Source organism: Maribacter aquimaris (genome assembly GCF_014596745.1).
In the GTDB taxonomy this organism is placed as follows: domain Bacteria; phylum Bacteroidota; class Bacteroidia; order Flavobacteriales; family Flavobacteriaceae; genus Maribacter_A; species Maribacter_A aquimaris.
In genome coordinates, this window is record NZ_JABTCF010000001.1 from 856,556 (window position 1) to 869,385 (window position 12,830).

Consider the following 12,830-nt stretch of genomic DNA (forward strand, 5'->3'; position numbering starts at 1 on the left):
AATGAGACATGTATTTAGTATTTGTTTGGTCATTTTGACGATTTCATGTTCTAAAAAAATAAAAAAAGAGCTGTCTTCAGAAAGAAAACCAAATATCATTTTGATCATGTCCGACGATCAAGGATGGGGTGATTTAAGTTATTCCGGCAATACCAACCTTTCAACGCCTAATATTGATACACTTGGCAAAAATGGTGTTTCCTTTGAACATTTTTATGTGCAACCTGTATGCTCGCCAACTCGGGCGGAATTGTTAACAGGAAGGTACGCAGCAAGAATTGGGGTCTATTCCACCTCAGCTGGGGGTGAACGATTCAATTTAGGAGAAACCACTATTGCCGAAATATTCAAAAAAGCGGGATACAATACCGCGGCTTACGGCAAATGGCACAATGGTATGCAACCGCCCTATCACCCAAATGCACGGGGTTTTGATGATTATTACGGCTTTGCCTCAGGACATTGGGGAAATTATTTCAGTCCAATGCTGGAACATAACGGGGCTATTGTCAAAGGAAATGGATTTTTAGTTGATGATCTAACCGACCATGGTCTGGCCTTTATCGAGAAAAACAAAAACGAACCTTTCTTCCTCTATTTACCTTTTAACACGCCCCATAGCCCTATGCAAGTACCTGATGGGTTCTGGGGCCCTTTTGAAAACAAGGACTTACAAATGAAATACCAAGGCTCTGAAGAAGAATCCGTTAATTTTACCAAAGCTGCCTTGGCCATGGTTGAAAATATTGACTGGAATGTTGGACGCATTACCGACACACTGAAAAAACTTGGTTTGGAAGAGCATACCATTGTCATTTACCTATCCGATAACGGCCCCAATGGTTGGCGATGGAATGGTGGCATGCGTGGTAAAAAGGGATCAACGGACGAAGGGGGCGTACGCACACCTTTCTTTGTACAATGGAAAAACCATATCCCAAAAGGAAAAAGTGTAAACGATATAGCAGGTGCCATCGATATTTTACCTACCCTCGCGAGTTTGGCCTCTATTGATTACCAAACCGAATATCCAATAGATGGAATGGACTTAAAACCCCTACTTCTTGATGCATCCCCATCTTGGGGACCACGAACCATAATAAACCATTGGCAGGGCAAGACAAGTATAAGAACCCAAAAATATAGATTGGATGATAAAAACCGACTTTATGATATGACCAATGATATAGGCCAGAAAAATAACGTCGCAGCCACAATGCCCCGACTGCTCGACTCCTTAGTCGTTATAAAAAACAATTGGGAGACGCAACTTAACGGAAGTATCGTTCAAAAAGGGGAAAGACCCATTACTTTAGGGCATCCCAACTTTACTTACACCCAAATTCCTGCCCGCGATGGTATACCCCATGGTACCATAGCGCGAAGTAATCAATGGCCGAATTGCAGCTTTTTTACCCATTGGACCAGTGTTGATGATAAAATCACATGGGATGTGGAAGTTTTGGCCGATGGTAAATTTGAAGTTGAACTGTATTATACATGCCCTAAAGAAAGTATCGGCACTACCTTGGAATTGAATTTTGGCGATAGTGCATTGTCCTCATTAATCAATAAAGCACATAACCCACCATTGATGGGTATGGAACATGATCGAGATCCACGAATGGAATCTTATGTGAAGGATTTCATCCCTATAAAGCTCGGAACCATAGACCTTAAAAAAGGAAGGGGTGCCTTGACACTAAAAGCACTGGAAATCAAAGGCAAGCAAGCACCCGAAATACGACTATTGCAGTTTAGGCGAATACACGATAATCAATAATTTATTAATACTTCGGAATCCAAATACCCAATACGTTCGGCTTTAGCTTCAAAATCGATTCCTTCAGGCAAGGGTTCATCATAAATGTGCCATACCGAATCATTGGGCTGTCTCCAAATAATGGTGGCATCGGCTTTCTTTGAAATGAGCGATATACCCGCTTCGACATTTTCCATCTCCAAGGGAGGCAATGGTAATTCTTTCCCGTTGGGCATCCATTTTTCAATTAATTCCATTTCAGGATATCGGCCTAAATCATTGGTGTTTTTTATCCAATTCTTTAAGACTTTCCGCATCTTGATGAGGGTGTCCCGCAATTCTGGCCTTAGGGCTAGATTCACCAATTCATAAGGGTCATTCCGCAGGTCATAAAGTTCTTCCGAAGGTTTTGAAGGATGCAACCAAAAGGATTGTCCGTCAGTCAATTCACCCGCTTTATACAACCTTCGCAATTCCTGCATCATTGGCATCTGCTCCCTATAGGCTATAGGCATAGCATGACTTATTTGGGTATTAAAACTTCTGATGTATTTATAGCGTTTGGAACGTACAGCACGCAAACGATCATACAGTTCATCAAATCGGTCAGAAGTATGGAAGGTGTATTTTGGTTTTTCGAGAACTTCAAATTTCCCGAATTGTGCCTTCCCTTGCATTACCTTTGGTGGTTCTATACCTGCCCAAGAAAGCATCGTTGGGGCAAAATCGACAAAACTGAACAATCGGTCATCCCTACTACCGGCATTGATGTTTTTCGGGAATTTAATAATCAGGGGGACCTTTACACCACTATCATACAAGGATCGTTTTTGTCTTGGAAAAGGACCTCCATGATCGCCATAAAAGAAAATGATACTGTTTTCGTATAATCCATCCTCCTTTAATTGGGCAATCACCTTGGCTATTTGATCGTCCATTCGTTTTAGGTTACTGTAATTTACCGCAAGATCATGGCGAATTATAGTATTGTCAGGAAAATAGGGAGGTACCGGTACTTCGCTGGGGTCAACAAACAATGAATCCTTTCCCCGTACCCATATCTGTGATTCATGGCAAACCCCATAGTTGAAAACTGCAAAAAACGGTTGACCCTTCTTTCTTTTGCGCCAATGGTGTTTATTTTCAATACTACTTTCATCCCATGCGGCCTCTGTCTTGGCGAAATTATAATCCTCCTTGGGACCATTGATACAATAATACCCAGCTTTCCTAAGGTACTCCGTAAACATCCTAACCCCCTCGGGAACAATGGCCGTGTAGTTGGGAATGTTGATCAGTGGTTCATTTTTGTTGTCCCAAGCCTTGTAATTCCGCATATTGTGGGTGCCCAAAGTGGTAGGATACATCCCTGTGATCAATGCACTACGTGCAGGGGCACAAACAGGAACGGGAGCAAACGCATTGTCAAAAACAACGCCGTCGGTCGCCAGACTTTCCAGACTTGGTAAGGAGATGGTACTATCCCCATACATAGGGAAATAATCGGGTGATTGGTCTTCGGCCACCAACCAAATGATGTTGGGTGGTGGTGTACTATGCTTTTCAATGCTTTTTGTTTTATTTTGACAAGACCATACCAAACCTAAGGTAAGACTTAAGTATGCAAATTGCTGCAATTGGTTTAATGAAATCATTATTACGAATTTGTGTTTTCACGGTTCAAGGGGAAATTACGGCAATACCCCTATCAGGATTATATCTAGGTTAACAAATTCCCTTCCTCATCCCATTCCGCAATAATGCCGCGTTTGCTTTGATCCACACATTTGGCGATCCATTCCGGATCATAGGACACCCCATGTTGTTCCAAAACATCTTCAGGTACACCATCCCAAACGTTGGGCATGTTACCCTTGTATCCCAAATCGGCTATCCCTACCTTAGAGGTGTAATACCCCGTGACCGTTAATCCTCGCATCATATGGAAAAACTGGATTTCCATCGGCTGCTCCTCCAAGGGTACCTCAACATCGTGAAAGGCAATCGTATCCAATATTTGTTTTTGCTGTTCCAAAGTCGCCGTTTTAAACTCAACACCAAAAGTCGTATTACTTGTATGGTCCAACCACATTAGTCCACCCAACAAAGTATCCTGCATTTCAGGATAATCCTTGGCGATAAACTCAATAAAATCGGGCACTTCTGCTTCAATCGGACCGCCGTGGGGTTCTTTAGGGGGAAGGATTACCGTACTTAAAACAGCAATGGTCTCCATTTCATGCGTATTGAACAATTGCTCAGCATTCAATTTCTCGATCAATTTCAATTCCTCGGGCGTTCTACCAAAAAACTCCTCAGCACCCGTAGCTATGTTTTCCTCAACAGTTGGACCTTCATCGGTCTTGCATCCTTTAAAGATCAACCCTGTGGCCCCAGCTCCGGCCCCTAGGATCATTGCCTGTATACTCTTTCTTCTATCCATAATCTAAATATTCCGCTGTTTCAACTGCTTAATAATGTAATCCGAGGCTCTCCATGATAGTGCCAGGATCGTCCAGGTACAATTCTTATCCGCTTGGGACACAAAGGGTCCCGCATCGACAATAAAAACATTGTCCACATCATGTAATTGCTGGTATTTATTGGTCACCGATGTCTTTGGGTCATTGCCCATACGAGTGGTACCCACTTCGTGTATGATCCGTCCAGGGGCCAATAAACCATAGTCTTTTTCTTTCCCTGGTTTTTCACCCAAAGGTTCGCCCCCCATATTATGAAAGATCTCTTCAAACGTATCCTGCATATGTTTGGCCTGTTTTTTCTCGAGATCGGACCATTGGTAATTGAATTTCAATACTGGAATTCCGTACTTATCCACCGTCGTCGGGTCTATCTCGCAATAATTGTCCTTTCTGGCAATACCCTCTCCCCTTCCGGCAAGACCTACTACAGCCCCGTAATACTTTTTCACATCGTCCCGTAGGGAATCGCCATATCCCCCAACCTTTGAACCAAAGAACTTATTGAATTCATTGGGGTCATAAGCAAAACCATAACTGGGCATAGACATGCCTCCCGATATTTCAATATGGTAACCCCTTGGGAAATCCAATTTGGAATTATCGCCCCACCAAGGGGAGTATACATGCATACCTCCCACGCCATCTTCATTGTATGACGTTTTTCTATTCATTAAACCCGGAATAAAGGCAACCCTACTTGACCCCGTTGAATCATGCAGGTATTTACCCACTAAGTTACTGCTATTCCCGAGGCCGTTGGGATGCTGTTTGCTCTTCGAATTCAACAAAATGCGCGCCGAGCTACAGGCCGAAGCCGCAAGTACAACGACTTTTCCCTTCAGTTTATATTCCTTTCGGTCATCCTTACTGATGTACGAAACCCCAGTTGCCTTACCCTCTTCATTGGTGGTGACCTCTCGCACTACGGAATTCACAAAAATCTTTATCTGACCTCCATTTTTCTGCGCAGGGAATATCAAACAACTCCCTGATGAGAAATCGGCATAAACGGAGCAGGCACGTGAACACTGGCCGCAATAAAAGCAAACCCCCCGCTCATTGTTAATTTTCTTTGTCAACATGGAAAGTCGTCCCGGAATCACGGGGACCCCCGATTTTCTCGCTCCGTTGATATAAAACAGTTCGTGTAATCTTGGTTTGGGAGGTGGAAGAAAAAATCCGTCGGGATCATTAGGGCGCCCTTCTTTAGTTCCGAAAACCCCGATCAACTTATCCACCTTATCGTAATAAGGCTTAACATCCTCATAGCTTATGGGCCAGTTGTCCCCATGCCCGTCAACATCCTTATGTTTAAAGTCCCTCGGCCCGAACCGCAAGGAAATACGTCCCCAGTGATTCGTCCTACCCCCGAGCATATGGGATCTAAACCAGTCAAATTTTGTACCCTCGGCATGGGTATACGGTTCCCCCTCAATCTCCCATCCGCCATAGGCCATATCCCATTCCCCGAAAGCCCTTGTCTTGGACGCTCCCCTTCTGGGGGATTCGTAAGGCCACTTAAATTGGGTCATTTGTTCTAAATCCTTAGGGTCGAAAAAAGGGCCGGCCTCTACCACTGCAACCTTGAATCCGGCGTCCGCCAATTGCTTGGTTGCCATTCCTCCGCCAGCTCCTGAGCCTACAATTATCACATCATAGACTTCTGTTGATTCTTTTATTTGCATAGTTGATAATCGCTTATAGCGACAAGTTAAAAATTATACATTTAAATCCGCACTTTTTTAGACCAACAGATTTCAACAAAATAAAATTTGAAACAAAAAGATAAACTTTTGATAAAATAATCTCAATCAAACAACCACTTCTATCGATATAATTCATAATCAAATACCCTCTTGATTATTAAATACACATTAATACATGGCTTTTTTGCAAGTACAATATGTAGCCTTGAGGTATTTCGACCAGTTTATGACAAAATAGTATAGAATAAAACTAAAGGGTATTGATAATTTTATTTTCAGAGATAAACCGATTATTTCCCTGAATACCGATTCATGCATAAACACCTGTATAAATATTTGATTTTCGCCCTATTGGGTTCAACCGTACTTTCCTGTAAAACGGGACTCATGAAGCAATCAACCTCCCTAGTATTGGCTGATCAAAAGGCCGATCCATCAGCGAAACACCTATTGATGAGAATCAAGGAAATACCAAAGTCCGGATATGCTTTTGGCCACCAAGATGCCACTGCCTACGGTATGGGATGGAAAAACGATGGCAATGTCTACAAAAGTGATGTCAACGAGGTTGCGGGGGATTTTCCCGGGGTCTATGGTTTTGAACTGGGACACCTTGAATTGGGCCACACCCAAAACCTGGATACGGTCAACTTCAACCTTATGGCCAAACTGATAAAAAAAGCACACAAAAAGGGAGGAATCATCACCTTGAGTTGGCATCCTGACAATCCGGTGACCAAAAATTCGGCCTGGGACCCCTCACCTGCGGTATCCCAAGTTTTAGATGGCGGGGCCTTACACCCCAAATATAGGGCTTGGCTTATCAAGGTTGCCGATTTTATGCAAAGTCTCAAGACCCAGTCGGGAAAATCAATCCCCATAGTTTTTAGACCGTACCACGAAATGAACGGTTCATGGTTTTGGTGGGGTCATGGAAACTGCACACCGGAGGAGTTCAAAACGCTATGGAAAGAAACCTTCGAATTCCTTACCGTAAAAAATAATGTCCACAACCTTCTCTACTGCTATTCGACGGATGCCATCAAAGATGAGGAAGAATACTTAAGATACTATCCAGGGGATGAATATGTGGATATTTTGGGCATAGACCTATACCACAAGAACAGTACGGAAGAATACATTCGATTGCTAAATGACAATCTTACCCTACTGGGCAAGATCGCCAAGCGAAAAAACAAACCATATGCAATGACCGAAGGGGGATTGAATATGGTGACGGAAGAAAACTGGTGGACACAGGTCCTCGATAAAAATATTGCCGACAAGGGCATTTCTTGGGCACTTTTTTGGAGAAATGCCTGGCCCAATCATTACTACGTACCGTTCAAAGGTCAAAAAAGCAGTGCTGATTTCAAACAATTCGAATCGTTGCCGAATGTGCTTTTCCTTAAAGGATTGAAAAAAATAAGGTAGTACCGTAAACCGATAGCAAGAATAGAAAATATGGAGAAACTAAAATTAAAGGAAAAAGTAGGTTATGGTTTTGGCGATTTTGCATCTTCGATGTTCTGGAAAATGTTCAGTGTATATCTTTTGTTTTTCTACACGGATGTCTTTGGCATATCCGCAGCCGTAGTAGGAACCATGTTCTTGGTTACCCGGATTTTTGACGGCCTTAACGACCCCATCATGGGTATTCTTGCCGATCGAACGAATACGAAATGGGGAAAATTCAGACCGTATTTACTGTGGATGGCGATTCCCTTTGCGCTTTTCGGGGTATTGACCTTTACGACCCCCGACCTAACGACCTCCTCCAAAATAGTCTACGCCTATGTAACCTATTGCCTCATGATGATTGTGTACACGGCCGTGAATGTACCCTACGCCTCCCTACTGGGGGTTATGACCTCCGACCTAAAAGACCGCACATCCTTGGCTTCGTTCCGATTTATTTTCGCTTTTACCGGAAGTATCCTAGTATTGGCAACGGCAGAGCCCTTAGTAGAATTTTTGGGGAATGACCAAGGAGTATTGAATCCGCAAAAAGGATGGCAACAAACAATGACCATTTATGGTATTATCGCTGCGATTCTCTTTTATGGCACATTTTACTTTACCCGAGAAAGGATCCAACCCCCTAAAGAGCAAAAAACAGCCTTAAAAGCTGATTTAAGGAATTTAGCAAAAAATGCACCTTGGTTTATCTTACTGGGTGCTGGTATATTCACTTTGATATTCAATTCGATTCGGGATGGCTCTACCATCTATTACTTTAAATATTATTTCGATACACAAGAGGCATTTCAACTGCCCTTGTTAAATGTACCCCTAACCTTTAGCACCCTTTATTTAGTACTTGGGCAAGCTGCGAACATCATTGGGGTCGTACTTGCAAAACCCATTTCAGACGCGATTGGCAAAAAAAGAACCTTTATGGCTGCCATGTTCATGGCAACGATCCTGAGTTGCATTTTCTTTCTTTTTGATGCAGACCAGCTCTTTTTCATATTCCTATTTCAATTTTTGATCAGTATTTGCGCGGGAATCGTTTTTCCCCTACTCTGGTCAATGTACGCCGATATAGCTGACTATTCGGAATGGGAAACTGGAAGAAGGGCAACCGGACTCATATTTTCATCATCCTCGATGTCCCAAAAAATGGGTTGGACATTGGGAGGAGCCCTTACCGGATGGATCTTGGCCTATTACGGATTTGAAGCCAATATAGACCAAACCGAAGAGGCTAAGACCGGGATTCGCTTAATGATGAGTGTTTTACCTGCCCTTGGCGCTCTTTTATCAGCCATTTTTATGATTTTCTATAGGCTTGATGACAAATACATGATAAAGATCAACAAGGAGTTGACCCTTAGAAGAAATAACGAATTAACCACAAATGACCCACTATGACCAAATACAAAAACCATTCAAATAACAACCTGATCCAAAAGTTGTTCGACGACTATAAAAAACTGATTGGCAGGAAAAACATTCCATTGCCACAACCTTCAGGTTTATTTACGAAATACAAGCATCCCATCTTAACGGCTGCCCATGCCCCGATACATTGGCAATATGACCTCAACACAGACACTAACCCACATGCCTTGGAACGAATAGGCATAAATGCCACATTCAATGCCGGGGCCATAAAATGGAACAATAAATATGTTTTGGCCGTAAGGGTTGAGGGGAAAGACAGAAAATCGTTTTTCGCATTTGCCGAGAGCGAAAATGGCATTGATAATTTTGAGTTTTGGGAAGAACCCTTACTACTCCCCAAAACAGACAATCCCGACATAAACGTTTACGATATGCGTCTCACTTTGCATGAAGACGGATATGTCTATGGCATTTTCTGCACCGAAAGAAAAGACCCCAATACACCTAAAAGTGACACATCATCAGCTATCGCCAACGCTGGTATTATCAGGTCGAAGGATTTAAAAACCTGGGAGCGCTTGCCGGATTTGCTATCCGATTCCAATCAGCAGCGGAACGTAACCCTACATCCCGAATTCGTATGCGGTAAGTATGCTCTTTACACCAGACCACAAGATGGCTTTATCGAGACGGGTGCCGGTGGAGGAATAGGATTGGGATACATTGATGACATGAAGCATCCCCAAGTAGCGAATGAGGTCATTATCAATCCAAAGGAATATCATACGGTATACGAGCTCAAGAACGGACAAGGGCCATCGCCTATAAAGACCAAGGAGGGTTGGTTACATTTGGCCCACGGGGTAAGAAATACGGCTTCCGGTCTACGATATGTACTCTATTTGTTCATGACTGCCCTTGACGATATCACCAAGGTTATTTATCAACCAGCAGGATACTTTATGGCTCCTGATGACCATGAGATCATAGGGGATGTAGGGAATGTGCTCTTTTCAAATGGATGGATACCCGATGCCAACGGTGATGTCTATATTTATTACGCATCTTCCGACACCCGTATGCACGTTGCGAAATCGACATTGGATATCTTGGTGGATTATTGTAAGAATACCCCAAAGGACAACTTATCCTCTTCAGGCTCCGTTGACAACATCAATAAATTGATCAAAAGGAACAAAGGACTTTATTAAAAAGGTAATATCACAATCATATGACATTGAATGACCCTATTGAAGTTTCGGCCCAACTGGAAATGGAACTCCTCCATATTCTTGATTTTTGGAAAAACAACACCAAGGACATGGAATTTGGTGGTTTTGTAGGTCGCATTGACCACAACAACCATATCATTAAGAAGGCTCCAAAAGGAATTATCCTGAATACCCGTATCCTTTGGACGTTCTCGAGGGCCAATAATTTTTATAAAGACAACAGATACGATGCGGAATGTGAATTGGCCTTCGATTATTTATATGACTATTTTAGGGATGCGGATTTAGGAGGCGTGTATTGGGAAGTTGATTACAAGGGTTGTGCTACGAACACAAAAAAACAAGTTTACGCCCAGGCCTTTTGTATTTATGCCTTGGCGGAATACTATAAATATTGCACCAATACCAAAGCGCTTACTTGGGCGATGGAACTATTCGATTTACTGGAAGCATATTCCTACGACCCCAATTTAAAAGGCTATATTGAAGCCTTTGATGAAAAATGGGGTTCCATTGAAGACCTTAGGCTCAGTGATAAGGAATTAAATGCACCAAAAACCACCAATACCCATTTACACATACTTGAGGCTTACACAACACTCTACGAGGTAACCAAGGACCCTAAAGTCAAAAATGCGCTCCTGGGGATTTATGACCTGTTCTTAAACCGGATTTTCAAGAAAAACAATCATCTCGATTTATTTTTCACCAACGATTGGCAATCACTTTCCTCTGAGATATCTTTCGGTCATGATATTGAAACGGCGTGGCTATTGATCCACGGGGCAAAAACCATCGGCGACCCGGAACTTCAAAAGAAAACCGAGGACCTTCTACACTCGGTTACCAATACTTTTGTAGTAGAGGCATTAGATCAGGATTATGGCGTGATCAATGCAATAGACCCCATGACCGAAAAACTGGATAACGACAAACATTGGTGGCCCCAGGCCGAAGCCATGGTAGGATTGGTGTATGCATGGAAAATCACGAATGACGATTCCTTTTTCAATATGGGTTTTAAAGTCTGGCAGTTCATCAAAAACCATATTATCGACCATAAAAATGGTGAATGGTTTTTTAGGGTGGATGTTGATGGGGCACCGTACCCTTGTGAAGACAAAGTAGGTCCTTGGAAATGCCCCTACCACAATTCCAGGGCTCTTATCGAAGTAATATCAATGATAAAGGGTTAAGGCCTTTATAATACCCTCTTAATGCCTATAAAATCATCACGATATTCAGTAGGCGTCCTTTTTTTGTTTTTCTTAAAAACCCTATTGAAATTGGCAATACTATTGAAGCCACAAATGAAAGCGATTTCAGAAATAGCCAAATCCCTTTCAATCAAGAACTTTGAGGCATATCCAATACGTACCTCGTTCAAATAATCCACAAAGGTTTTCCCTGTTCTTTTCTTAATGAACCTATTGAAGGAAACATTACTCATGTTAACAAGATCCGCCGCCTCGGTCAAGGTTATTTTACGGGCGTAATTCTGCTGTACGAACTCGTACAGTTTTTTGATTTTATTATTATGTTCAAAATGGGGTGGTTCAGGGGTCAAGGTCGATAGTAGACGCTGATTTCTCGAAATAGCCAAATCATATAGAATCGAAAACAATTCCATGAAATTATCCATACCGCCCATTTTGGATACCCTCAACAACCTATTCTTCATAGCCAAGGATATCTCTTTGGAAAAAAGAATACCATGGGAGGACCTTTGGAACATTTCCCGAATAGGCCTCATCACACTTCGGTTCATCATCGCTTCACCAAAAAGGTCACTGTGAAACTGTATGGTAACTTCCCTTACTTTCTTATTCGTGCAATTATGCTGTTCCCAAACATGGTATAAATTGGGACCTACCAAAACCAATTCTATATCATCGATTTCCTCCATACAATCCCCAATAAACCTACGCACCCCTTTTCCGTTTAAAACGAAGTTCAACTCCATCTCTGGATGATAATGCATAGGATAATCAAAAAACTCCTTGGTCCTGTCCTCTACCACAAAACTGTCCTCTGAAGAAAGTGTGACAATCTCCCTGTGAATTTTTTTTAATATATCCATTGTCCATAGGTTGTTTTTGAAGCTATACATTACCCAAATGACAAAATATTGGCAATAGAACCTAACTTATTTAGTTAGATTTGATTAGGTAATGGATATCACATATTATTAGGTCTTAGCAATTTAATAAAATATTCCTGAATATATGAATGATTTATTATTTTGAGTTATCTATTGCTAAAATATGATATGCCTTATACCTCTAACAAGCGAATATAATAGGGCCAATATGGGAATTATAGGTCATATTCCTACATAGAATAAGACAAAATTGAATTGACATAAGATTAAAATTAGTTTATTGAGTTAGTTTTTTTTATCCTGTACAGCACCTTTGCTCCCAACCGACAAAGGTGTTGTTTTTTTGTGAATCACCGATTACGACAATCCCTCCCCGATAATCAGCCATAATCATTACGGGTCAGCTATTGGACGTTGCACCCCAAGAGTTTCAACATGAAGAGCTAGGTTCGACCAACTAAACCATATGCAGTGCCCTAAAACCTAAGCCGCACTCCCGCCAGCCTCTTTCTTAATCCCTAATTTCAGCAATATCTTCTCTAACAAACACCATTTGGTAAAGGCCGATTGGAACATATTCGCCCCTATGAACATCGTAAACCATAACCAATTGATATTTACGTAAACGGCCAAAATAACACTCGCCATAATAAACACGCCTACTAAGGCCCTAAAATAGGTATTCAACATAAGATTTCT

At 42.0% G+C, this 12,830-nt stretch carries 10 protein-coding genes; 5 read left to right on the forward strand and 5 right to left on the reverse strand.

The features are described from left to right. Window position 1 precedes the first annotated feature (1 nt). Window positions 2-1,783, forward strand: a complete 1,782-nt coding sequence (locus HPE56_RS03720) for an arylsulfatase (RefSeq protein ID WP_188242400.1) — start codon at window positions 2-4, stop codon at window positions 1,781-1,783. Here the strand turns inward: HPE56_RS03720 and HPE56_RS03725 are convergent. The 3 genes from HPE56_RS03725 to HPE56_RS03735 all read right to left on the reverse strand — a co-directional run bounded on the left by HPE56_RS03725 (window position 1,777) and on the right by HPE56_RS03735 (window position 5,930). Continuing rightward, window positions 1,777-3,417: a sulfatase family protein gene (locus tag HPE56_RS03725; protein ID WP_188242401.1), complete on the reverse strand. Its 1,641-nt coding sequence runs from the start codon at window positions 3,415-3,417 to the stop codon at window positions 1,777-1,779. The two genes, HPE56_RS03720 and HPE56_RS03725, sit on opposite strands and share 7 nt — an antisense overlap. Before the next feature lie 65 nt (window positions 3,418-3,482). Next, complete coding sequence (locus tag HPE56_RS03730) at window positions 3,483-4,205, reverse strand: gluconate 2-dehydrogenase subunit 3 family protein (protein WP_188242402.1); 723 nt, start codon at window positions 4,203-4,205, stop codon at window positions 3,483-3,485. A 3-nt stretch (window positions 4,206-4,208) separates the two neighbouring features. Then, complete coding sequence (locus HPE56_RS03735) at window positions 4,209-5,930, reverse strand: GMC family oxidoreductase (protein ID WP_188242403.1); 1,722 nt, start codon at window positions 5,928-5,930, stop codon at window positions 4,209-4,211. A gap of 408 nt (window positions 5,931-6,338) precedes the next feature. Between HPE56_RS03735 and HPE56_RS03740 the strand changes: the two genes are divergently transcribed. From HPE56_RS03740 to HPE56_RS03755, 4 genes are read left to right on the forward strand one after another with little or no spacing between them, the layout of a single operon-like run. Then, window positions 6,339-7,385 carry a glycoside hydrolase family 26 protein gene (locus HPE56_RS03740; protein ID WP_188242404.1) on the forward strand — a complete coding sequence of 349 codons (1,047 nt, stop codon included), beginning with the start codon at window positions 6,339-6,341 and terminating at the stop codon, window positions 7,383-7,385. A gap of 30 nt (window positions 7,386-7,415) precedes the next feature. Beyond that, entirely contained in the window at window positions 7,416-8,825 is a 1,410-nt protein-coding gene (locus tag HPE56_RS03745; RefSeq protein ID WP_188242405.1) for an MFS transporter, read from the forward strand. Next, complete coding sequence (locus HPE56_RS03750) at window positions 8,822-10,009, forward strand: glycoside hydrolase family 130 protein (protein WP_188242406.1); 1,188 nt, start codon at window positions 8,822-8,824, stop codon at window positions 10,007-10,009. The genes HPE56_RS03745 and HPE56_RS03750 overlap by 4 nt, the downstream gene beginning before the upstream one ends. Before the next feature lie 20 nt (window positions 10,010-10,029). Further along, entirely contained in the window at window positions 10,030-11,226 is a 1,197-nt protein-coding gene (locus tag HPE56_RS03755; RefSeq protein WP_188242407.1) for an AGE family epimerase/isomerase, read from the forward strand. Between the two features lie 5 nt (window positions 11,227-11,231). Here the strand turns inward: HPE56_RS03755 and HPE56_RS03760 are convergent, their stop codons facing one another. Together HPE56_RS03760 and HPE56_RS03765 are read right to left on the reverse strand one after the other, a co-directional pair. After that, window positions 11,232-12,110, reverse strand: a complete 879-nt coding sequence (locus tag HPE56_RS03760; protein ID WP_188242408.1) for a helix-turn-helix domain-containing protein — start codon at window positions 12,108-12,110, stop codon at window positions 11,232-11,234. Window positions 12,111-12,614: 504 nt separating this feature from the next. Next, entirely contained in the window at window positions 12,615-12,821 is a 207-nt protein-coding gene (locus tag HPE56_RS03765) for a YgaP family membrane protein (RefSeq protein ID WP_188242409.1), read from the reverse strand. Between the last annotated feature and the right edge of the window lie 9 nt (window positions 12,822-12,830).